The organism is Streptomyces sp. NPDC050759 (assembly GCF_044456945.1).
Classification (GTDB): domain Bacteria; phylum Actinomycetota; class Actinomycetes; order Streptomycetales; family Streptomycetaceae; genus Streptomyces.
Genome location: NZ_JBITGI010000002.1, coordinates 473,703 through 491,866, shown reverse-complemented (window position 1 = coordinate 491,866; position 18,164 = coordinate 473,703). Strand labels below are relative to the sequence as shown.

The following is an 18,164-nucleotide window of genomic DNA, read 5'->3' as shown; positions in this document are numbered from 1 at the left end:
CGAAAACCCTCACGGAGAGGGAGGGTTGACCGAAACTATGTATTCGACCGGATCAGGCGACTCGTTCAGATAGCGGTGCGGCTGTCGGGAGTCGAACGTGATCGCCTCCCCTCCGGCAACCCGGTGAGTCCGTCCGGCGATCTCCACGGACAGTGGTCCGGCGATGACGAAGGCACACTCGACGGACGGGTGCGCCCAGGGCTCCGTACTGGTGGCCGCGCCAGGCGGGAGTACCGCACGCAGCACTTCGAGTTGGCCGTTGCCTGGCGTCAGGCGTTCGTAGCCGACGAGCCCCCGCGGGCCGCTGAGCATGGTGCGTTCGCCCGGTCGGCTCACCCATACGGCAGGCGCCGCGGCGTCGTCGAACAAGGACGACACGGACTCGCCGAACACAGCGGCGAGCCGCCGCAGAGTGGCCAGGCTGGGATCCGTCACGCCACGTTCCACCTGGCTCAGCAGCGTCGGTGACAGCCCCGTCTCGGCGGCGAGCGCGCGCAGGCTCAGGCCTCGCTTCGAGCGAAGCTCACGGAGCTGGGTCCCGATCATCTCTCTCCCTGTACATCTCCACTGCACAAACGGCCTGCCAGTCGGCCCGCTTGGGATACCCCTGCGTACATGCACACCTACGCTTCAAGGCGCTGGCCTTGACGTGCAATTCAGGCCACCCTACAGTCGCAGCACGTTGTGCACCTGCACTGCACACCGTAGTCGTGTCCCCGGCTGTACTCCACGTTTGGGAGAGACCATGACATCGACTCAACGCCGCAGACAACGGCACAACGGCAGACCCCGCCCCCACCACTGGCTCCTCGTCCTGCCTTTCGTCTGGCAGGTCGCCCTTGTTCCCGTGGTCAACGACGTGAGTTCCGCGCCGTTCAACATCCCCTTCCCCATGGTCTGGCAGATGGCCGGAGTACTGGTCACCTCGGCCGTCATCGCAGTCGTCTTCCTGCTCGGCGAACGGGCCGGAGCGGCGGCCGAGGAGGCCGACTTCATCGCCGCCACCGAAGGTACCGCCGACGCCGAGCGGCACGGAGGTGACCGCTCATGACGCTTCTCATCGCCATCGTGATCGTCCTGGGTACCACGCTCGGCGCCATCGGCTTCGGGCGGCGGGCGGGCACCTCATCGAGGACCATGTCCAACTGGGCGGTCGGCGGCCGCCGCTTCGGCACCGTGCTGTTCTGGTTCATGAACGCCGGAGAGATCTACACCACCTTCGCCGTCCTGGGAATCTCCGGATACGCCTGGGCCCTGGGCGCCCCGGCGTACCTCGCCTTCACCTCCGTCTCGCTCAGCTACGCCCTCGGCTACTGGATCATGCCGAAGATCTGGCGGGCAGGGCGCAAGCACGGGCTGATCACCCAGGCGGACTTCTTCACCGCACGATTCGACGCGCCCTGGCTGGGCGCGGTGACGGCCCTGGTGGGCATCGCGGCGCTCATCGTGTACGTACAGATCCAGCTCGTCAGCCTCAGCCTGATCGTGCGGCTGACCATGGGAAGCTCGGTCTCCCCGGACGCCGCCGTCGTGATCGGTGCCCTGTTGATGCTGGCTTTCGTGTTCCTGGCCGGGCTGCGTTCGGCCGCCTTCTCGGCCGGCGTCAAGGACATCCTCATGATCGTGGTCATGGTGCTCCTCACCGCCACCGTGGCAGGCAAAGTGGGAGCGTCGTCGTTCCTCGACGTCTTCCACATCGCCGAACAGCAGCATCCAGGTATCGGCAGCTTCCCCGGCATCGATCCGAAGTCCCCGACGACATCCGTGTGGCTGATGACCTCGGCGCTCAACGTGGCGTTGGGCAACTGGGTCTTCCCTCACCTCTTCCAGGTGTCCTACTCGGCGGCCTCGGGTACCTCGATCCGGCGCAACGCGATCTGGCAGCCGTTGTACTCGCTCGCGTACTTCTTCATCATTCTGCTGGGCTTCGCGGCGCTCGTGGCCGGCACGAAGCCGGAGGGCGGAAACCTCAACGCGGCCCTGCTGCAGTTCGTCTCCGACAAGTATCCGGGTTGGGTGATCGGCCTCGTCGCGGGTACGGGCTTCCTGCTCGCTCTAGCACCCGGCTCCGTCCTGCTGCTCACCAGCGGATCACTTTTCGCCCGTAACGTCGTCGGACTGACCGGGCGGGATCTGTCCGACCGCAGCACACTGTGGATCTGCCGACTGTCCATGACCGCGTTCGCCGCGGTCGCGGTGTGGCTGACGCTCGGTCAGAGCAACTCGCTGGTGGACATCCTGCTCTACGCCTACTCGGCGATCGGCATGCTGGCGCCGGGCGTCTTCCTGTCCTTCCTGTGGCGCAGGACGTCGGCCGCCGGAGTACTGCTGGGCATCGCCGCAGGGTTCGTCGCGCTGCTCGCGCCATTCGCCAAGGACTTCTGGGCCGCGCACCTGCCGGCCTGGGAACCCGGTCTGATCGCCATGGCGATCAACGCGCTGGTGGCGGTGCTGGTGAGCCTGTGCACGCCCGCACCCAGGGCACGGGCCGTAGCGGTGGGTCTGGACCTCACGGCACCGACCACCGTTCTCGTCACACGAGAAGCCGTCCCCGACCCGCGTACAGGAGAGGCGTCGCCCGCCTGAAAGCACTGCGTCCGGCCCTTTCCGGCCTTCGCCCCCAGGAACCCAACCTCAGGAAGGAAAGCCCGTGGAAGAAGGCACCACCGGCACTCCCGCGCCGTTTCCGCCTCCGGAGGCCGCCCACGGTGGCGGCCGGTCCGGCCCCCTGCTGACTGAGCTCTACGACCTGAGAGTCACCGTGGACCGCATCGAGGGGCGGTCGGTCTGCGGTATGTCGGCGGGAGACTACTTCGAACTGATCAACAGCGCCGAGTTGCGGATACCCCAGGGACGGCATTTCTGCGTCTACGCCCTCCAAGCGGTACTGCCGCTGCTACCCGCCAAGCAGCGAGCCCTGCCAGAGAGCGACTGGCTGGAGCGCGACACGCTGGTGTGCTGCCCTGATCCCGAAGAAAGGTTGATCATGCGCATCGACCGCATCGGCCGCTGCAGTCTCAACACAGAGGAACTGACGTGAAAGGAACGGAGATCGGACTGGGGTTCCAGAGCGACAAGCACCCCGTGGACTACGCCCGGCTCGCCTCGAAGGCCGAAGACTACGGCTTCGACGTCCTGTCGGTCTTCGGGGATCTGATGTACCAGCCACCGATCTTCCCCCTGTTGGAGATGGCCCGAGTCACCCGCCGAGTACGGATCGGCGCCGCGTGTTGGAACCCGTACTCGATGCACCCGTACGAGATCGCGGGCCAGGTCGCCGCACTGGACCTGGCTTCGTCCGGCCGGGCGTACCTGGGCCTGGCCCGGGGCTCCTGGCTCGGGGACGTGGGCATCAGCCAACGTCGGCCGTTGGCACATCTGCGGGACGCCGCCGGACTGATCAGGACGCTACTGTCCGGCTCGCCGGATGGCTACCAGGGGGAGGTGTTCCAGCTCGCCCCAGGAACGCGCCTGGCATACCCGCCCCATCGGCCCCAGGTTCCCCTGCTGATCGGCACCTGGGGAGCGCAGACGGCGGCGATGGCCGGGCGGATCGCCCAGGAGGTCAAGATCGGTGGAACGGCGAATCCCGCGATGGTGGAGGTGATGCGCGGCCGTATCTCTCCAGGCGCTGATGGCGCGAACCACTTGGTGGATGCGCCCGGCATCGTGGTGGGGGCCGTGACGGTCGTCGATGACAACGGAGCACTCGCCCGCACCAGGGCACGCACCGAAGTTGCCATGTACCTGGCGGTGGTGGCGGAACTCGACCCCACCGTCGACGTGCCCGCGGACCTGCTGGCCCGCGTGAAGGCCCTCCTCGCCCAAGGGCGAGCGGCCGACGCGGGAGCGCTCATCCCGGACGAGCTGCTCGATCTGTTCGCCTTCTCCGGCACCCCCGAGCAGGTCGCCGTTCAGGCTCGGCGACTCATCGACGCCGGGGTGAGCAGGGTGGAGTTCGGTACCCCGCACGGCCTGAGCGAGGACCTCGGTGTCGACCTGCTCGGGACCCGGGTCCTTCCGCTGCTCGGCCCCTGACCCGTCGCGCTCGTCAGACACGCATGTGCCGCATCGGCCACTCCCCGTGGAAGGGTCGCGGAGAAGGATGACCCGATCCCCGCCTGACAGTCCACGGTTTCCCAGCAGGCGTGAAACGTCGCGAGTCAGGCACTTGATCTATCGCGATGCTGCGGACATGGGTACGTACTCGGGCCACCGCTCGCGCAGCCGACGGAACCGGGTCTGGGCCTGACGGCGGTCGGGCATGCCGAGCGCAGCGGCGATCTGTTCCCAGGTCTGCCCCTGGGCGCGGGCACGGTCGATGAGCTGGAGCTCGGTGAAGTCGACAGCGCTGCGGGCGTCGGATATCCGGGCCAAGCCGGCGCTGAGGTCCTCGCCGGCCTGAGTCTCGACGGACGCCCTGATGTCCTCATCATGAGGACAAGCGCCGGAACTGTCGGCGTCATCTTCGAGATGACCGCGATGACCACCAGCGAGGGCCTGCCTGCTCGAGGCAGGGCCATCGCCCAGCTCCTCACGGATCTTGGACTGCAGCAGCGCCGTGCAGATCCCTTCCAGCTCATCGAGCTGCCGGGGGCTGAGCGCATCGAAGACCGCCGAGCGCACCGCTGCCACATGGCCCGGGGCGATGGCCGCCACCTTGGCGTATCCCGCGTCGGTCAGTACGGCGACGCTGCCCCGTCCGTCCTCGGCCGCACGCTCGCGGCGGACCCATCCCCGGCGCTCCAGGCTCGCCACCTGATGGGACAGCCGTGACTGAGAGCCGTGAGCCATCGATGCCAGGTCGGTCATGCGCATGGCCCGCGCCGGTGCCTCCGACAGCCTGGAGAGGACCCCGTACCCGAACTGCGTCAGGCCGGCGTCGCGTTGCAGCTGCGCCTCCACCTCTTCGGGCAGCAGGAAGAGCACGGCCGCGAAGAGCCGCCACACCCGCTCTTCACGTGCGGTCAACCACGGCACCTGTTCCATCGCACCGACGATACGACAGCTCTGTCCGGCCCGTGCGGTTGGTGCGGGAGAGGTCGGTGCGACACCGAGCAATACTTGACGCCTCAAGTAGATGGTCATAGTGTCGCCACCAGTTACTTGAAGTCTCAGTCACCTTGAAAGGGCTCGGTCCCATGACCTCATTCAGCAGGCGGCGGATAATTGGCGGCGCGGGTGCCGCCCTGGGCGCGACGGCACTGGGCGCGTCGTTCACCGGCAGTGCCGCTGCGGCAACCAGGGGCACCGCGCACTCGGCGTTCCGGCCCGGCAGGCACGTGCGGGAGGAGAAGCAGTCGCTCCACGAGCTGTACGCGGACGCCAGACGTGAGGGCGGCGAACTCGTCATCTATGCCGGCGGCGACCTCCCTGACCAGCAGGACGCAACAAAGCAGGCGTTCGTGTCGCAGTTCCCGGACATCAAGCTCACCATGGTCGTCGACTACAGCAAGTACCAGGACGTACGCATCGACAACCAACTCGCCACGGACACGCTCGTCCCCGACGTGGTGCAACTGCAGACCGTGCAGGACTTCGCCCGGTGGAAGGCCATGGGCGTACTCCAGCGGTACAAGCCGGCCGGCTTCTCCGCGCTGTACCCCCAGTTCAGGGACCCGGACGGCGCATGGGTGAGCATCGCGGTCTTCGCCTTCAGCTACATGTACGACCAAACCCTCGGCAGCGATGGCCCCGCCACACCGCGGGACCTGGTCGACCCCCGGTGGAAGGGTGCCATCTCCTCCACCTACCCGCACGACGACGACGCGGTCCTCTACCTGTACAAGCTCTACACAGAGGCGTACGGCTGGGACTGGGTGCGCCGACTCGCCGCACAGAACGTCGAGTTCGGCCGCGGCAGCTTCACCCCGATCGTCTCCGTCGCAAGCAAGCAGAAGCCGGTCGGAATCGGTGGCGCCGGCTCGCTGACCGGGCCCATCGCGCCCGGCGTGAAGTGGGCCGCGCCGAACGGCCACCCGTTCATGGCCTGGGGGCAGCGGGCGGCGATCCTCGCCCGCGCCAAGCACCCCGCCGCGGCCAAGCTCTACCTCAACTGGCAGCTCTCCCGCGCCGTGCAGGAGCAGTCCTTCGACGGCTGGTCGGTGCGCACCGACGTCACTCCCGCAGGCGGGCTCAAGCCGATCTGGGAATACCCCAACGCCCATCTCGACGGCTTCCCGCGTTTCATGGCGGACCGCGCCGAGGTCGAACGCTGGAAGCAGACCTTCGCCCTCTACTTCGGCGAGGTCCAGGGCGCCCCCACACCGGGCTCACTCGGGCTGCACCCCGGCGCATAGCGTGCTATGAAACCTGCGCGGCTATCTCGTCGTAGCGCAATGACTTGCAACGCTCCATCACAGTGCGCAAAGAAACAGGTTCCTGGCCTGTTATGTGCTTCACATGGTGGGACATGACGGCTTGGTAGCCCTCGGCAATCGCGACTTCCGCGGATACCAACTCGTCACTGGCCCACATGTGCCCGTCCGCGCTCGGCGGCATGTCGGGGTCGTAGGTCCGGGGAATCCCCACGGAGTCGTAGAACGCGAGGCGCTCCTCGGCCGAGACCGGCGCGTACTTGACGGGGACGCCGTGGACTTCCGTACCGATCGCCGCGATGTCGTGGAAGTTCAGCAACTCGCCGCCGGTGATCTCGTAGACGGCGCCGGCGTGCCGCTCGTTCTGCAGCAGGCACGTGGCGGCGCAGTCGGCGACATCGCTCTTCGCGACCGGCGCGAGGAAGCCGTCGCCCGTCGCCTGCCTGAGCAGACCGGTTTCCAACCCGGGCGCCACAAGAACGTTGCTCACGATTTCCGAGTAGAGAGAGTTCCTGAGAATCGTGTACGCCAGACCGGACGCTCGCAGATCGATCTCGGTCTGACAGTGGTCCTGTGAGGACAGAGCCGGATTGTTCGGCTGCACGCCTCCCACCGAGGTGTACACGATATGGCGGATACCAGCCCGCTGTGCCGCGGAAATCGCGTTCCGGTGCTCGGAAACCCTTCGCCCGAGATTCAGTCCGCTGATCAGGAAGAGAATCTCACCGCCGCTGTACGCGGCGTCCAGGGAACCGGCGTCCCGGTAGTCGCCCCGGCGGACGCGGAGCCGCTGTGTCTCGCTCCGGCCGAGCTTTTCCGGGGTGCGCGTCACAAGCGTCAGTTCGGCATCCGGATCCGCGGCCAGAAGCAGGTCGGTGACGCGGTGCCCCAAGTCTCCCGAGGCCCCGCTGATGACGATGCGACCCATGGTGTGTCTCCTGTTCGTCTTTTTCGAAACGTCTGCAGCGCACGTCAGCGTGCGAACAGAGCCGGCCTGTCGGGCACGAGGGCCTGCAGGCTCAAGGGCAGTGGGGCAGTGGGGCAGTGGGGCAGCGAGGCGCCGAAGCAGTGAAGGCGACGCGGGCCGGGGGCTGCCGCGGGTGGTCACCCGGCGGTGGTGCCGTCTTCCTGCGCCGCGTAGTGGACGACGCGGGGCCTGGCGACACAATGCGGTGCGACGGCCTCGGCGAAGGCTTTCGCCTGCGGCGTTCCGGGGAAGACCTCGGTGTGGTCCTCGAGTCGTTCCCACCCGACGCGCAGCAGGTAGGTGTCGGGTTGGTCGACGCTGCGCAGCAGTTCGGCGGACCGGCACCCGGGAGTCTCCAGCAGCAGGTGCCGGGCCGTGGCGAAGTCCGCTTCGAGCCGGCCGCCTGCCCCCGGGTGGACGAGCAGTTCGGCGTGCTCGTAGATCATCCGTCCCCCTCGTCGTGTCCGGGCGCGGTGCCCGAGGCGCTCAGGTCCAGGAAGCCGCCGCGCAGGAAGATCAGCGGGGGATCGGTGGCGCGCAGTTCCAGCGACTCGACGCGGCCGACCACCTGGTAGTGATCGCCGATCAGGTCGACCTTGAACCTCGTGCATTCCATGGTGACGATCGCCTCGTCCAGGAGGGGCAGGCCGCGGGCCGAGAGGTGCCAGTCCACGTCGAGGAAGCGGTCCTCGCTGCGCCGGGAGAACGCCTTGCACAACTCGCCGTGGCCGTGGCCGAGGACGTTGACGCCGAAGTGGCTCGCCTCGTAGAGGCGCGGCCAGGTCTTGGAGGACCGGTCGACGAAGAAGGCGATGAGGGGCGGGTCCAGCGACACCGAGGTGAAGGAGCCGACGGTCATCCCGACGGGCCCGGACCTGGCGCTCGCGGTGACCACCGCCACACTGGTCGGGACGTGCCCGAGGGCGCGCCGGTAGTCCACGGGGTCGTCGGTGGCGGCAGGGGTGCCTTGCTGCGCGGCGAGGGCAGGTGTGTTCTCCATGGTCGCTGTCCTCACAGAGCGATCGTCGGTTCTTCGTTGCCCAGCAGAAGTCGGCCGTAGGCCTCCCGGCCGATCTCGGGGGTGACGAGGGCATGTCGGGCGGCGGTCTCGGAGTCCCGCCAGATGCGGTTCAGCACGTTGACCTCGGCGAAGGAACCGGCGCCGTTGGCGGTCAGCAGTGTGCCGATCGCGTCTGTAACCAGTTCGGCCACCACGCCGGTGTCATTGCGGATCCGGGCGCGGGTCTCCAGGTCGGGCAGCCGGCGCTCGTCGGCGGCCCGGTCGAGGTCGAGGCAAATGCGGTTCAGCGTCAGCTCGGCCAGGTGCAGCTTGGTGGCCGCGTGGGCGACGCCGATCTGGTGGGTGGGGGAGAGCCTGGCCTCCTGGTAGCTGGTGTAGGCCACCGGCTTGAGGGGGAGCTTGGCCCGGGTGATCTCCAGCGCGTGCCGGCCCAGACCGATCTGGGGTGCGACGAGAATGGCGGCGGCGACCGCGTTGAAGGACATCGACGCCATGCGCTCATTGGTGTGCGGCGTGAGATAGCGTCCCTCGAACATGTCCTTGACCGGCTGAATCCGGTGATCGGGCACGAAGTGGTCTTCGATCACGATGGTGTCGCTGCCTGTGCCCTGCATCCCGGCGACGAACCAGGTCGGTTCGATCGTCCAGGTCTCCGCCGGGATCAGCGCCAGCGCCAGCTCGCCGCCCTCGATGGGTATGCCCAGAGACCCCCAGTCAGCGGAGAAGGAACCCGAGGCGTAGGGCCAGCGGCCACTGACCAGGTAGCCGCCGTCGACCCGCTCCGCCTTGCTGCCGGGGGAGAAGACGCCGCACACCTTCGCTTTCGCGTTCGCACCGAAGATGTCCTCCTGGGCCTGGGCGGAGGAAGTCGAGGCGAAGCCCGTGCCGACGGTCATCAGCGCGGCGATCCACCCGGTCGAGCCGTCACCACGGGCCACCTCCGCCACGGCCTCGACGGCGGTGCGCAGTGTCGCCCCCTGGCCGCCGTACCGGTTGGGCACGAGCAGACGGAAGACGTCCGCGTCCTCCAGTGCCTTGATCACCTCGGGGGCCACCCGACGCGCCTCGGAACCTTGTGTGGCGTATTCACGGATCAGCGGGACCAGGCTGGAGGCGCGGCCCACCAGTTCGGCGTCAGGGGTTTCGAGCTGCGGCACTGCGGCGCTGGACGACATTGTCATGGTGCCTCTCCCAGAGAGCGACGTGGGCCGATGAAGGTCATGACCGACGTGACGGAGTGATGTCAGCCAGCATGCGTATCCGTTTCGAGGGGCGTAAAGACCAGGGACTTCACCGGAAGTTCGGGCCTGTGATGCGTCAGGCGCATGACTCCGCTCCCGCGCGGCCGGGTACCGAACCCGGCGTGACCTCGACACCGACAGGTGGAGGCGACCGCCGTCCGAGGCAGGGTCCGGCTCGTGTGGCCGTCGCGCGCGGCAGGCACCCACGGCCAAGGGAACGCCCGTTGCCCTGACCGACGCCTGCCGGCACCGGCCTTTCCGCCTTCCATGGGCCGGTTCGACGGCGACAACATGGTGTGCGGCTACCACGGCGTGGCGTTCGGCCCCAGCCGGCGCCGCACGCGGATGCCGGCTCAGGAGACGCTCAACCCCTCGGCGGCCGTGACGGCGCACTGTCATCGGGCGAACTCCAGCTTCGGGCAACCCTGACGACCAGTCACAGGACCGCGAAGAACACGACAGGGGAGACCGCGGTGTCCCGCACCCTCCGTCTCCAACGGCGTGGGGCTTCCCATGTCACCTGACCAGCCCGTCCGGCTGTCGCGCTTGTCGGCCAGTGTCCGCGCAATGTGGGTAGTCCGGCCCTCGGCGACGGTCGTAGCGTTCCGCCAGCGCCTCAGCTGACAGAGGCGGACCTTTGCCCGCGGCTCCCTGTCCCGCGCCGAGCAGACCTGACGACGTGAGCCGCCCATACCGAAGGCGGCAGTAGAAGGAGACCGGAAAAATGGTCACGAAACCGACGGCGGATCTGCTGGTACTGGCGGGTGCGGTGCACACCATGGAGGCGGCTTCCGCGCCGGTGACCGCCCTCGCCGTGCGCGACGGCATGATCGCGGCCGTGGCAGGACCCGACGGGGTAAGCGATCTGCTTGCCACCTGGCGCGGTCCGAAGACCGTCATCTTCGACGAGCCGGGACTGGTGGTGCTTCCCGCGTTCGTCGATACGCACAACCATCTGATGCTCACGGCCTGTGACGTTCTCGGGGTACCGGTGTCCGAAGCCCGCGACATCTCCCAGCTCGTCGGTCTCGTCCGCGAGCGAGCCGAACGCACTCCGCCCGGGCAGTGGGTCGTCTCCGGTGCCGCTTGGCACGAACTGCAGCTGGCCGAACGCCGGCTTCCCACTGCCACCGAGCTCGACGGCGCCACCACCGACCACCCGGTGCTCGTTCTGCGAGGCGGCCACAACGGAGTGCTCAACACGGCCGGGCTGCGCGCGGCCGGCATCGACCGGAACACTCCGGACATGCCTGGCGGCTTCATCGCACGCGACCCAGCCGGCCATCCGACCGGCTGGGTGCAGGGCGGAGGGCTCGTACTCGCGCGGAGTGTATTGCCCCCGCTTCCCGAAGAAGGCCTTGCGGCAGGCCTGGCCCAGACGGCGGCGCGGTACGCCGCCCATGGACTCGGTACCGTGCGCGACCCAGCGGTGACCCCTCAGGAATGGCGCACCTACGTGAAGGCGCAGGCCGCCGGGCAGTTGTCCGTCCGCAGCCACGCCATGATCTTCTCCCCGAGGGAGGCCATCGAGGCCGCGGGATCGATCGACGCCTATCTTGACTCCCTTGAGGAGGAGGGGATCAAGCCGGGTATCGGCGACGGACTTCTGCGCCTGTGGGGCTTGAAGTTCGTCCTCGACGGCGGTGTGGAGGCGGCAGCACTGGAGCAGCCCTACGCCGGCCGGCCCGACTACCACGGCGAGCTCAAGTGGAGTCGCGACGATCTCGCCCACGCGTTGGCGACCTGCGTACGACGGGGCTGGCCGGTAGGCACCCACGTCATGGGAGACCGAGGCATCGCCCTGCTCCTCGACGCCATCCGCGATGCCTCCGAGCAGGTCGGCCCCATTCCCGCGGGGAGGCTCGTGATCGAACACGGTGGCCTCATCGGCGACCGTATCGCCGACGCCGTAGCGATGGGCGTGCACGTCACCGCCCAGCAGGCGTTGCTGGACGGGCTCGGCCAAGCCCTGATCGGCGCGTGGGGCAGGGAACGGACGGCCGCCCTGTTCCCCTGGCGCAAGCTTGTCGACTCCGGCGCCTGGGTCAGCGCCGGCACCGACCACCCCATCGGTCCGCTCAACCCCATGCGTGCGATCCACGGCATGACCACCCGGGAGACTCCGGCTGGAGTGCTCGGCCCGGAACAGGCCATCAGCCGGGCGGAGGCACTGCGGCTCTACACCGTCACCGGAGCACGGCTGCTCGGCGCTCCAGCCACCGGGACGCTCGTGCCCGGTGCTCCGGCCGACCTGGCGATCTACTCCACAGACCCGTTGACCTGCCCGGACGCCGAGCTGTTCGGGCTCACCCCTGCAGCCACCGTGGTGGCAGGGCGGCTCGCGTACCGCAGCAGCTGACAGAACGCGTGGCTGAGGTGGCCGCCTCGGCTCCCGTGGTGACCCTGCGCCCGTCCCGGTGCAGCCACCCGCTCATGCTCACTCGTGACCCGCTCGACCACGTGCCTGACGACCCGTCAACACGTTCACCATCCAAGGGAGTTCACTCATGCCGTACCTGGAACACGCCGACGCGAGAATCTTCTTCACCGACGAGGGATCCGGGCCGGTCACCCTCATGCTGATGCATGGGCTCGGAACCGACTCGAACGACTGGAACTGGGTGGTACCGCTGCTTCGCGACCGGTACCGCGTCGTGTCGTTCGACCTGCGTGGGCACGGCCACTCGACCTCGTCCGCAGGGTCCGCGCTCGCCGACTTCGCCTACGACGCCCTCGCGATCGCCGACCAACTCGGCTGTCAGCGCTTCGTGCCGGTGGGTCACTCGCTGGGCGGGGCGATCGCCGCCCATCTCGCGGTTGAGCACCCGGACCGCGTACAGGCCGTCATCGGGCTCGACGCGGCGTACGCCCTGCCACCGTTCGTGATCGATCTGTGGGAGGCGGAACGTGCCCAGTCCCTCGACAAGAAAGCCAAGCTCCCGGACTTCTTCTTCACCTCACCGGTGATGCAGTCATTCCTGCTGACCTGGGTGGCCCGGCGTGTCGAGGCCATGCACCCCGTCTCGTTCTGGGCCGCCTATGACGGCCTCGCGGCGGGTCCGGAGCGGATGTTCCACGCGTCGCCCGAGGCCGAGGCGTACCTGCGCCGCCGCGCCTGCCCCGTACTGTCGATCTCCGCCTTGCCAGGGCGCGCCGGGTGGGAGACGGCGCTGTTCAGTCATCCCGCCTCGCGCGCGCTGGAATGGGAAGGCTCGTCGCACTACCTGCACCTGGAGCGTTATCGCGAGCTGGCGGTGGTGGTGTCGGGCTGGCTCGACGCGTTGACCGCGCAGGACGCGCTCGCGGCCGGTGGTGCGACACCAGCCAGTGCGCCGTGAGCGTCGACAGAAGCCTCCTTGCTGTCCCATGCGGATGCTGACCGCTCCGGTGCCATTCACTGGCCGCAGCACGCCGCTGGGGAGGCTGCGCCAGAATGGCCGTCGCCCAGGCGCCGTTGACGCTTCGCGACTGCGAGGCATCTTCGGTCTTCGCCGCTGAGCGCGGACGCCTTGAACATCCTGCGGAGGGCCGCGAAGACCTCCGCTGACGTGGTGCGAAGCCGCGATGGCAGACGACTTTTCCCGGGAAGGCGGCTTCGCCCGCCGCGGGCATGGCGGCTCAGGTCCGCAGCGTCGTCGACGGCAGCTGACCGTAGCGGCGCCGGTAGTCGCGGGCGAAACGGCCCAGGTTCGCGAAGCCCCACTGGTAGGCGATCTGCGCCACGTTCGTTCCGCTGTGCGGGTCGGCCTGGGCGAGCGCCTGGTGCGCGCGGGCCATCCGGACGTCGCGGACGAACTCCATCGGCGTCATGTCCAGATGCCTTCGGAACCCCTCCTGAAGGGTGCGCGGACTCAACGCGGCGGCTGCCGCCAGTACCGCCACCGAGAGCTCGGCGTCGGGTTCCCGCTCCACGAGCTCCATCACCTTGCGCAGTCCGCGTGGCAGTACGCTGCCCGGTCGGCCTCCTTCGTCGGTGTCGACCACGGGGTGGGTGCCCACGAGCGCCGCGGCCAGCATCCGATTGAGCTGCGACGTCAACAGCGGGGAGCGGGTGAACTCACCCTGTTCGGTCGCCTCGTGCCGGAGTAGCGCAACGACCGCGAGCCAACTGCGGGCGGCCGCCGGTGTCAACGGTCCGCCCAGTCCGAATCTGACAGTCCCGCCGGACGCGAGTCCGGCTGACTCTCCGGCCTCGTCCACGAGGTGACGGGGCAGCCTGACCGTTTGCAGTCGGCACCCCTCCTCCCAGCTCAGGGCGAACGGGCGGTACGGGTCGATGGCCACCGAGTCGCCGACGGTCAGCATCCGCTCCGTCCGCCCCGACCTGATGGTCAGGGCACCGCGCAGGGGCGTGGAGACCAGGACCCAGTTGCCGAGCGGGGTCGGTTCGACCTCGACGTCGGCACCGTAGGACAGCTGGTGCACGGCGACCTCGCCGAGGAGTGCCTCCGTCTGCACGGCATGGAACTCCCCCGGCCGGCGGGTCACGGTGAGCTCGTGCGGGCAGTAGCTGGCCGCGACGCGCGTCTGCGCCTCAGCGAGATCACGGGTGTCGAGGAGCGTCCGCGCCCGAGGGGTCATGTGCATCTGTACTCACCTGCGTCCTGTGGCCAGTGTCCGCGTATTCGGGCTGGAGCACCAGGTCGTGCCGTTCCACAGTGGCGCGACAACAAGCGCGATCGGTTCGCGGCATCGCGGACCGAGAGGGCTCGCGCACGAGGAGAGGAGCTGCCATGACCACCTTCGTCCTGGTTCACGGATCCTGGCACGACGGCGCCCTGTGGAAGCCGGTGATCGACAGACTCGAGGAGCTGGGCCACACAGCGTACGGGCCGACGATCGCCGGGCACGGAAAGGGCGTCGACAAGGCGGTGGACCACGACGACTGCGTGGCCTCGATCGTCGGTTTCGTCAAGGACGAGAGCCTCAGTGACATCGTCCTGCTCGGCCATTCCTTCGGCGGCACCGTGATCGCCAGGGTCGCGGAGGAGATCCCCGACCTGATCAGCAGACTGATCTTCTGGAACGCGTTCGTGCCCCAGCCGGGCAACTGCCTGCTCGACGAGGTTCCCCCGCACTACCGCGCTCTGTTCACGCAGCTGGCTGCGGAGTCCGACGACAACACCGTGACGATGCCGTTCCCGATCTGGCGGGAGGCGTTCATCCAGGACGTCGATCTCGACACCGCCAGGAGCACGTACGAGCAGTTGTCGTCGGAGCCGTTCCAGCCGTTCGTGGACAAGCTCGATCTGACCCGGTTCTACGCCCTCGAGACGCCGAGGTCCTACCTGAACGGCACCGAGGACATCGCTCTCCCGCCCGGGGAGTGGGCCTGGCACCCGCGTATGTCCAGCCGCCTCGGGATGTACCGGCTGGTCCAAATGCCCGGCAGCCACGAGGTGATGCTCAGCAACCCGGCCCTTCTCGCCGAGAAGATCGTCGAGGCCGGGCGGCCCTGATTCCCGGCGGCCGGCGTACGCGCCGGAGGCCGGGCGAGGGTGCGGGTGGGACAGGAGCGGTCGGCGACTCCTGTCCCACCCGCTGTCGCGCCGGGGCAGGGTGGCGCGGGGGGATCGCGTCCCCGGGCCACCCGGTCCATGCCCGGGGCGGGCGGCCGGTTCGTGGTCCGTCCGGGACACGACTCGGCGCGGCCTCTCGGCGATGCCGTGCGCGACGTTCGTCATGTCGTTCCCGCGTTGGTGCGTTGGTGCGTTGGTGCGTTGGTGCGTTGGTGCGTTGGTGCCCTGGTGCGTTGCTGCGTCAGGGGCTGGCTCGGATGCCCGTGCGACCGGCCCCTGACGTCGGATTTCTCAGCTCGCCGGGCGGATCAGCCGTTCGTCCGGGATCACCGCGACGCCGAGGATCTCGATCATCGCCTCCGGCTGCCAGAGGGCGGTCGTGCCGATGCCGGCCATCGCCGGGTAGACCTGGCCCGCGAGCTCGCGCCAGACCTTCCCGATCTCCTTGCCGTGGGCCTGGTAGTCGGGGACGTCGGTGAGGAAGAGCGTGATGCTCACCAGGTCCTCGGGGATCCCGCCGGCGGCGCGCAGCGTGGTGAGGACGTTGTCGAAAGCCTGCCGGAACTGCTCGACGATGCCGCCGGGGACGATCCGCATGTTCTTGTCGAGCGCGGTCTGTCCGCCCAGATGGAGCGTGTTCCCGCTCAGAGTGCCGTGCGAGTAGCCACTCGGCACGGGGAGCGAGGGCGGGTTCACCGGGATCGGAGTCATGTGCGCGTACCTCCTGGGACGGATGGGTGCGGTCAGCGTAACTCATCTATTGACTGTTTTCGACGATCGTGAAAATCTCGCTATAAAGCTGCTCCGAAGCCCCCGGGAGAACTCCGATGAAGCTCGCCACCGTGGCCCATGGCGGCCGTCGTACGGCCGCCGTCCTCGACGGCGGCCGCTGGCGGGCCCTGCCGGCCGACGACCTCTCCACGCTGCTGGCCACCACGGCGCCCGATCGCTTCGCGGACCTCGCCGGGGCCGAGCTGCCCGGCGCCGTACCGGTGCTGCCGCTGCCGTCACCGCGCAAGGTCGTGTGCTGTGGCCTCAACTACGCCGACCACATCACCGAGATGGGTCGTGAGCTGCCGGCCCACCCCACGCTCTTCGCCAAGTACGCCGACACGCTGACGGGCCCCGAGGACGACCTGGTCCTCCCCAAGGGCCTCGACGTGGACTGGGAGGCGGAGCTCGCGGTCGTCGTCGGCGCCGAACTCAGCGGCGCGGACCGGGACCTGGCCGCACGTTCCATCGCGGGCTACACCGTCGCCAACGACGTCAGCGTGCGGGACTGGCAGCGGCGCACCCTGCAGTGGTTCCAGGGCAAGGCATGGGACCGGACCACCCCGCTCGGCCCGCTGGTCGTCACCCCCGACGAACTCGACCCGGTCGCGGGCGTCGAGGTGATCTGCCGCGTCAACGGAGCCGAACGCCAGCGCGGCAACACCCGCACCCTCGTGTTCGACGCGGCGGATCTGCTCGCCTACGTCTCCGCCTTCACCACCCTGCGCCCCGGCGACGTCGTCCTGACCGGCACTCCCGGTGGCGTGGGGATGGGCATGACCCCGCCGGTCTTTCTCGCCGACGGCGATCTCCTGGAGACCGAGATCCCCGGCATCGGCACCCTCCGCAACCGCTTCCGCCTCACCGACCCCAGGAGCTGAGCATGGAACCCGATCTCTCCAAGTACGTACTCGAGGGCGACAACTCGATGTATGCCGATCCGTCCGGTCTGGTCGTCCCGGTCGTGACCCGCGGCGGCCTCGAAGTCGGCGCCACCGGCCAGTCCGCCGGCGCGAGCCGTGTCTCCGGCGTCTCCGTCCAGCACACACCGGCCACCAAACTGTGGTTCGGAAAGGTGCGCAACGAGCCCGGCTACCGCTCGGTGACCCACCACCACGGCGAGGCGGAGACCGGCGGTTACGTCCTGTCGGGCCGGGCGCGCATCTACTTCGGCGAGAAGTTCGAGGACTACGTCGACATGGCGGAGGGCGACTGGGTCTTCGTACCGCCGTTCATGCCGCACATCGAGTGCAACCTCTCACGTTCCAAGCCCCTGACCTGGATGACCACCCGTACGCCGGAGAACATCGTCGTCAACCTGGCCGACGTCGCGGACGCCGACCTGCGCGACTGGCTGAACCGATGACGGCCGGGACGGAGCCGACGTCCGCGCTCTTCGCCGCGGCGGTCACGCTGAAGCCCGCCGAGCCCGAGCACTACGACCGCGCCTTCACCGCGACCACCCAGCCCTGTCCCTGGCCCAAGGCGTACGGCGGCGACATGGTCGCCCAGGCCGCGGCCGCCGCCATGAGGTCGGTCGAGGGCAAGACGCTGCACTCGACACACTCCTACTTCCTGCGGCCGGTCGACATCGGCGCCGAGGTCCGCTACGAGGTGGAGCTGCTGCGCGACGGCCGCGGCTACGCCACCCGGCAGGTCCGCGGCTTCCAGAACGGCAAGCCGGTCTACGTCTGTCTCGCCAACTTCGCGGCGGGCGAGCCTGGTTCGGCGACATACAGTGCCGAACCACCCGTGGGTGTCCCGGCCCCCGAGGAGCTGCCCAGCTCGGCGTCGTACCTCTCCGGCGCAGCTTCCGAGGCGCATCGGGGCACGATGACGGACGCGTCGCGCGCGTACTGGAGCGGCGGCCGCAGCTTCGACATGCGACACGTTCCAGGGCCCGTCTACCTCACGGTCGAGGGTGAGCAAGTACCCCAACAGGCCGTGTGGGTACGGCCGTTCGAGAAGCTGGGGCCCGTGGACGGGCTGACCGACGCCCAGCGCGACCTCGCCGCGCTCGCCTACGTCTGCGACTACACGATCCTCGAACCCGTCCTGCGGGTGCTCGGCCTGGCCTGGGCCCGGCCGGGACTCGTCACCGCCAGCCTTGACCACGCGATGTGGTTCCACCGGCCCGGCCCGCTCGACGGCTGGCTCCTGTACGCCCAGGAGGCCGTCGCCGCCGAGTCCGGCCGCGGTCTCGCCACCGGGCGGTTCTTCACCGCCGGCGGAGTCCATCTGGCCACCGTCGTCCAGGAAGGCCTGATCCGCACCGCCTCCTGAACTCCATCCCTCTGCACGGCCCGCACCCGGTGCACAGGACGGACC

The 18,164-nt window shown here is 68.7% G+C and carries 20 protein-coding genes; 12 read left to right on the top strand and 8 right to left on the bottom strand.

From position 1 onward, the window contains the following. Positions 1 to 9: 9 nt before the first annotated feature. Positions 10 to 546 carry a helix-turn-helix domain-containing protein gene (locus ACIBJB_RS08100; protein ID WP_398927704.1) on the bottom strand — a complete coding sequence of 179 codons (537 nt, stop codon included), beginning with the start codon at positions 544 to 546 and terminating at the stop codon, positions 10 to 12. 199 nt (positions 547 to 745) lie between these two features. On the opposite strand from ACIBJB_RS08100, the gene ACIBJB_RS08095 reads away from it, so the two are divergent. From ACIBJB_RS08095 to ACIBJB_RS08080, 4 genes are all read left to right on the top strand, one after another. After that, complete coding sequence (locus tag ACIBJB_RS08095; RefSeq protein ID WP_398927701.1) at positions 746 to 1,051, top strand: DUF3311 domain-containing protein; 306 nt, start codon at positions 746 to 748, stop codon at positions 1,049 to 1,051. Next, on the top strand, positions 1,048 to 2,586 hold the full coding sequence (locus ACIBJB_RS08090) for a sodium:solute symporter (protein ID WP_398927699.1): 1,539 nt from the start codon (positions 1,048 to 1,050) through the stop codon (positions 2,584 to 2,586). Before ACIBJB_RS08095 ends, ACIBJB_RS08090 begins: the two co-directional genes overlap by 4 nt. Positions 2,587 to 2,650: 64 nt before the next feature. Further along, entirely contained in the window at positions 2,651 to 3,040 is a 390-nt protein-coding gene (locus tag ACIBJB_RS08085) for a TIGR04076 family protein (protein WP_398927697.1), read from the top strand. Continuing rightward, positions 3,037 to 4,038: an LLM class flavin-dependent oxidoreductase gene (locus ACIBJB_RS08080; protein WP_398927695.1), complete on the top strand. Its 1,002-nt coding sequence runs from the start codon at positions 3,037 to 3,039 to the stop codon at positions 4,036 to 4,038. Before ACIBJB_RS08085 ends, ACIBJB_RS08080 begins: the two co-directional genes overlap by 4 nt. Positions 4,039 to 4,176: 138 nt before the next feature. On the opposite strand, the gene ACIBJB_RS08075 is transcribed toward ACIBJB_RS08080, so the two are convergent. Then, positions 4,177 to 4,980, bottom strand: coding sequence for a MarR family winged helix-turn-helix transcriptional regulator (locus ACIBJB_RS08075; protein WP_398928423.1), 804 nt, complete (start codon positions 4,978 to 4,980; stop codon positions 4,177 to 4,179). 161 nt (positions 4,981 to 5,141) lie between these two features. Here ACIBJB_RS08075 and ACIBJB_RS08070 point away from each other — a divergent pair, with 161 nt between their 5' ends. Next, positions 5,142 to 6,299, top strand: a complete 1,158-nt coding sequence (locus tag ACIBJB_RS08070) for an ABC transporter substrate-binding protein (protein WP_398927693.1) — start codon at positions 5,142 to 5,144, stop codon at positions 6,297 to 6,299. 4 nt (positions 6,300 to 6,303) lie between these two features. Here ACIBJB_RS08070 and ACIBJB_RS08065 read toward each other — a convergent pair whose 3' ends face one another. The 4 genes from ACIBJB_RS08065 to ACIBJB_RS08050 form a co-directional block, all read right to left on the bottom strand. Then, the gene (locus tag ACIBJB_RS08065) at positions 6,304 to 7,245 is read right to left on the bottom strand and encodes an SDR family oxidoreductase (RefSeq protein WP_398927691.1); all 942 of its coding nucleotides are present in this window, start codon (positions 7,243 to 7,245) and stop codon (positions 6,304 to 6,306) included. Positions 7,246 to 7,421: 176 nt separating this feature from the next. Then, positions 7,422 to 7,730 (bottom strand): antibiotic biosynthesis monooxygenase family protein, encoded by a 309-nt coding sequence (locus ACIBJB_RS08060; RefSeq protein ID WP_398927689.1) that lies wholly within the window; start codon positions 7,728 to 7,730, stop codon positions 7,422 to 7,424. Then, positions 7,727 to 8,284, bottom strand: a complete 558-nt coding sequence (locus ACIBJB_RS08055; RefSeq protein ID WP_398927687.1) for a flavin reductase family protein — start codon at positions 8,282 to 8,284, stop codon at positions 7,727 to 7,729. The genes ACIBJB_RS08060 and ACIBJB_RS08055 overlap by 4 nt, the downstream gene beginning before the upstream one ends. 11 nt (positions 8,285 to 8,295) lie before the next feature. Further along, positions 8,296 to 9,486, bottom strand: a complete 1,191-nt coding sequence (locus ACIBJB_RS08050; RefSeq protein WP_398927685.1) for an acyl-CoA dehydrogenase family protein — start codon at positions 9,484 to 9,486, stop codon at positions 8,296 to 8,298. A 327-nt stretch (positions 9,487 to 9,813) separates the two neighbouring features. On the opposite strand from ACIBJB_RS08050, the gene ACIBJB_RS08045 reads away from it, so the two are divergent. The 3 genes from ACIBJB_RS08045 (at position 9,814) to ACIBJB_RS08035 (ending at position 12,884) form a co-directional block, all read left to right on the top strand. Then, positions 9,814 to 9,975 (top strand): hypothetical protein, encoded by a 162-nt coding sequence (locus ACIBJB_RS08045; protein WP_398927683.1) that lies wholly within the window; start codon positions 9,814 to 9,816, stop codon positions 9,973 to 9,975. 295 nt (positions 9,976 to 10,270) lie between these two features. Continuing rightward, positions 10,271 to 11,905, top strand: a complete 1,635-nt coding sequence (locus tag ACIBJB_RS08040) for an amidohydrolase (RefSeq protein ID WP_398927681.1) — start codon at positions 10,271 to 10,273, stop codon at positions 11,903 to 11,905. A 148-nt stretch (positions 11,906 to 12,053) separates the two neighbouring features. Next, positions 12,054 to 12,884 (top strand): alpha/beta fold hydrolase, encoded by an 831-nt coding sequence (locus ACIBJB_RS08035; RefSeq protein WP_398927679.1) that lies wholly within the window; start codon positions 12,054 to 12,056, stop codon positions 12,882 to 12,884. A gap of 280 nt (positions 12,885 to 13,164) precedes the next feature. On the opposite strand, the gene ACIBJB_RS08030 is transcribed toward ACIBJB_RS08035, so the two are convergent. Then, positions 13,165 to 14,133 (bottom strand): AraC family transcriptional regulator, encoded by a 969-nt coding sequence (locus ACIBJB_RS08030; RefSeq protein ID WP_398927677.1) that lies wholly within the window; start codon positions 14,131 to 14,133, stop codon positions 13,165 to 13,167. A gap of 146 nt (positions 14,134 to 14,279) precedes the next feature. Here ACIBJB_RS08030 and ACIBJB_RS08025 point away from each other — a divergent pair, with 146 nt between their 5' ends. Then, positions 14,280 to 15,005 carry an alpha/beta fold hydrolase gene (locus ACIBJB_RS08025; RefSeq protein ID WP_398927675.1) on the top strand — a complete coding sequence of 242 codons (726 nt, stop codon included), beginning with the start codon at positions 14,280 to 14,282 and terminating at the stop codon, positions 15,003 to 15,005. Between the two features lie 351 nt (positions 15,006 to 15,356). Here ACIBJB_RS08025 and ACIBJB_RS08020 read toward each other — a convergent pair whose 3' ends face one another. After that, the gene (locus ACIBJB_RS08020; protein ID WP_398927673.1) at positions 15,357 to 15,776 is read right to left on the bottom strand and encodes a RidA family protein; all 420 of its coding nucleotides are present in this window, start codon (positions 15,774 to 15,776) and stop codon (positions 15,357 to 15,359) included. 116 nt (positions 15,777 to 15,892) lie between these two features. Here ACIBJB_RS08020 and ACIBJB_RS08015 point away from each other — a divergent pair, with 116 nt between their 5' ends. From ACIBJB_RS08015 to ACIBJB_RS08005, 3 genes are read left to right on the top strand one after another with little or no spacing between them, the layout of a single operon-like run. Continuing rightward, a complete protein-coding gene (locus ACIBJB_RS08015) occupies positions 15,893 to 16,717 on the top strand; it encodes a fumarylacetoacetate hydrolase family protein (protein WP_398927671.1) in 825 nt (274 codons plus the stop codon). Positions 16,718 to 16,719: 2 nt separating this feature from the next. Further along, the gene (locus tag ACIBJB_RS08010) at positions 16,720 to 17,202 is read left to right on the top strand and encodes a cupin domain-containing protein (protein ID WP_398927669.1); all 483 of its coding nucleotides are present in this window, start codon (positions 16,720 to 16,722) and stop codon (positions 17,200 to 17,202) included. Continuing rightward, the gene (locus tag ACIBJB_RS08005; protein WP_398927667.1) at positions 17,199 to 18,119 is read left to right on the top strand and encodes an acyl-CoA thioesterase; all 921 of its coding nucleotides are present in this window, start codon (positions 17,199 to 17,201) and stop codon (positions 18,117 to 18,119) included. Before ACIBJB_RS08010 ends, ACIBJB_RS08005 begins: the two co-directional genes overlap by 4 nt. Positions 18,120 to 18,164 lie beyond the last annotated feature (45 nt).

Bases quoted from the DNA above. Each gene is read 5' to 3' on its own strand.
- ACIBJB_RS08100 (WP_398927704.1), bottom strand. From the start codon at position 546: ATGATCGGGACCCAGCTCCGTGAGCTTCGCTCGAAGCGAGGCCTGAGC.
- ACIBJB_RS08095 (WP_398927701.1), top strand. From the start codon at position 746: ATGACATCGACTCAACGCCGCAGACAACGGCACAACGGCAGACCCCGC.
- ACIBJB_RS08090 (WP_398927699.1), top strand. From the start codon at position 1,048: ATGACGCTTCTCATCGCCATCGTGATCGTCCTGGGTACCACGCTCGGC.
- ACIBJB_RS08070 (WP_398927693.1), top strand. From the start codon at position 5,142: ATGACCTCATTCAGCAGGCGGCGGATAATTGGCGGCGCGGGTGCCGCC.
- ACIBJB_RS08065 (WP_398927691.1), bottom strand. From the start codon at position 7,245: ATGGGTCGCATCGTCATCAGCGGGGCCTCGGGAGACTTGGGGCACCGC.
- ACIBJB_RS08060 (WP_398927689.1), bottom strand. From the start codon at position 7,730: ATGATCTACGAGCACGCCGAACTGCTCGTCCACCCGGGGGCAGGCGGC.
- ACIBJB_RS08055 (WP_398927687.1), bottom strand. From the start codon at position 8,284: ATGGAGAACACACCTGCCCTCGCCGCGCAGCAAGGCACCCCTGCCGCC.
- ACIBJB_RS08050 (WP_398927685.1), bottom strand. From the start codon at position 9,486: ATGACAATGTCGTCCAGCGCCGCAGTGCCGCAGCTCGAAACCCCTGAC.
- ACIBJB_RS08045 (WP_398927683.1), top strand. From the start codon at position 9,814: ATGGGCCGGTTCGACGGCGACAACATGGTGTGCGGCTACCACGGCGTG.
- ACIBJB_RS08040 (WP_398927681.1), top strand. From the start codon at position 10,271: ATGGTCACGAAACCGACGGCGGATCTGCTGGTACTGGCGGGTGCGGTG.
- ACIBJB_RS08035 (WP_398927679.1), top strand. From the start codon at position 12,054: ATGCCGTACCTGGAACACGCCGACGCGAGAATCTTCTTCACCGACGAG.
- ACIBJB_RS08030 (WP_398927677.1), bottom strand. From the start codon at position 14,133: ATGCACATGACCCCTCGGGCGCGGACGCTCCTCGACACCCGTGATCTC.
- ACIBJB_RS08025 (WP_398927675.1), top strand. From the start codon at position 14,280: ATGACCACCTTCGTCCTGGTTCACGGATCCTGGCACGACGGCGCCCTG.
- ACIBJB_RS08020 (WP_398927673.1), bottom strand. From the start codon at position 15,776: ATGACTCCGATCCCGGTGAACCCGCCCTCGCTCCCCGTGCCGAGTGGC.
- ACIBJB_RS08015 (WP_398927671.1), top strand. From the start codon at position 15,893: ATGAAGCTCGCCACCGTGGCCCATGGCGGCCGTCGTACGGCCGCCGTC.
- ACIBJB_RS08010 (WP_398927669.1), top strand. From the start codon at position 16,720: ATGGAACCCGATCTCTCCAAGTACGTACTCGAGGGCGACAACTCGATG.
- ACIBJB_RS08005 (WP_398927667.1), top strand. From the start codon at position 17,199: ATGACGGCCGGGACGGAGCCGACGTCCGCGCTCTTCGCCGCGGCGGTC.